This is a genomic window from Brevundimonas sp. GW821-FHT10A07, from assembly GCF_059415785.1.
The window spans coordinates 1-2202 of sequence record NZ_JBWKNX010000036.1; the positions used below are offsets into that span (position 1 = coordinate 1).

Annotated in this window: 1 protein-coding gene; it reads left to right on the plus strand. The window is 69.1% G+C overall.

Annotated features, from left to right (window positions below; translation table 11 throughout):
- The first annotated feature begins 146 nt into the window (after nt 1-146).
- On the plus strand, nt 147-2120 hold the full coding sequence (locus AC07NC_RS17370; protein WP_494570292.1) for a M61 family metallopeptidase: 1974 nt from the start codon (nt 147-149) through the stop codon (nt 2118-2120).
- The last annotated feature ends 82 nt before the right edge of the window (nt 2121-2202 follow it).

Below are 2202 nucleotides of genomic sequence, written 5' to 3' on the forward strand. Positions count from 1 at the left end.
AAGCGTGATCAGCCCTGGACGCCCGTGATCAACTGACATGGTTGCTCCCCGCGCGCCTGCGCGCGCAGGGAGGTGACATTGTGTCCCTTGACGCCCCTCCCCCGCTCCCCGACGGTGCAGGCCTGCCCTCCCGTTCGGATGACCTGATGCCGCGTACCCGCCTGACCGCCGCCGCCTGCCTCGCCGCCTTGATGACCGCCGCCCCGGCCCTGGCCCAGGACTTCCAGTCCACCCCGGTCGTCGTCGATCCGACCCAGGCCGCCCTGGCCCTGCCCCGGTCTCAGCCGTCCATCCCCGCCCCAGCCGACACCCCCTATCCTGGCGTCATCCAGTACCGGGCCGACATCACCGACCTCGACCGCCGCATCATCCGCGTCCGCCAGACCATCCCCGTCGCCGGTCCCGGTCCCCTGACCCTGCTCTATCCGAAATACCTGCCCGGCAACCACGCCGACACCGGCCCGATCCAGCTGCTGGCCGGCCTCACGGTCACGGCGAACGGACAGCGGATCGAGTGGCTGCGCGACACCCTCGATCCCTACGCCTTCCACCTCGACATCCCGGCCGGCGTGACCCAGATCGAGGTCGCCTTCCAACAGCTGACCCAGCCGGACAGCTCCAACTGGCGCGTCCTGATGACCCCGGCCATGGTCAATCTGCAGTGGGAGAAGGCCATCCTCTATCCGGCCGGCTACTACAGCCGCCAGATCCCGATCACCGCCTCCGTCGCCCTGCCCGCCCGCTGGAAGTACGGCACGGCCCTGGCCACGGCGTTCCGCGAAGGCGACGTCGCCACCTTCGAGACGACCGACCTCTACACCCTGATCGACAGTCCGATGTTCGCCGGCGCCCACTACCGCCGCGTGGACATCGACCCCACCGGCGACCATGTCCACCTGAACCTCCTCGCCGACGAGGAGAAGGGCCTCGCCGCCACCGACGAGCAGCTGAAGCTCTACGAGAACATGGTCCAGCAGGCCGACCGCCTGTTCGGCGCCCGCCACTTCGACAACTATGAGTTCCTGTTCGCCCTGACCGACCAGATGGGCGGCATCGGCCTTGAGCATCACCGCAGCTCCGAGAACACAGGCGCCCCCGGCTTCTTCACCGACTGGGCCAAGAGCGCCGGCGACCGGGGCCTGCTGCCGCACGAGTACACCCACTCGTGGAACGGCAAGTTCATGCGCCCGGCGGACGAACTGACCGCCAACCACAACGTCCCGACCCAGAACACCCTGCTGTGGGTCTATGAGGGCCAGACCGAATATTGGGGCGACGTCCTGGCCGCCCGCGCCGGCCTGCACTCCAAGCCCGTCGCCCTGGCCACCCTGGCCAATGTCGCCGCCTTCTATGACAACCAGCCGGGCCGTCAGTGGCGCGCGCTGCAGGACACCAACAACCACAACCTCCTCGGCTACCGCGTCCCCGGCCAGTACCCCTCGTGGATGCGCGGCACGGGCGACTATTACCGGGAAAGCCTGCTGGTCTGGCTGGACGCCGACACCCTGATCCGGGCCGAGACCAACGGCCGCAAGTCCCTCGACGACTTCGCCAAGGGCTTCTTCGGCCATGACGACGGCTCCTGGGCGCCCCAGGGCTACACCTTCGAACAGGTCGTCGCCGCCCTGAACGCCGTCCACCCGCATGACTGGGCGACCTTCCTGCGCGACCGGCTCGACGCCGTCGGCCCCGACGCCCGCGCCCCCCTGGCGGGGATCGAGCGCGGCGGCTGGCGCCTGATCTATACCGACACCCCCACCGCCGACGAGAAGGCCGTCAACACCGACTGGGCCAACGACTTCCAGTATTCGCTGGGCTTCACCCTGGCCGGCGACAAGATCGCCAATGTCCGCTGGGGCGGCCCCGCCTTCGAGCAGGGCATCGGCGCGGGCTGGAGCCTGGTGGCCGTCAACGGCAAGGCCAGCTCGGCCGAAGCGCTGCGCGACGCCGTCACCGCCGCCAAGGGGACGGACGCCCCGCTCGAACTGCTGATCAAGTCCGGCGACCGCTTCCGCACCGTCGCCTTCGACTACCGCGACGGCATGCGCTATCCGCGCCTGGAACGGATCGAGGGAACTCCGGACCGCCTGTCGGATATCCTCGCGCCAAGGCGGCGCTAGAACGGTCACCTCCCCGTTCGCGCAGGCGAACGGGGAGCAACCATGTCAGTTGATCACGGGCGTCCAGGGCTGATCACGCTTG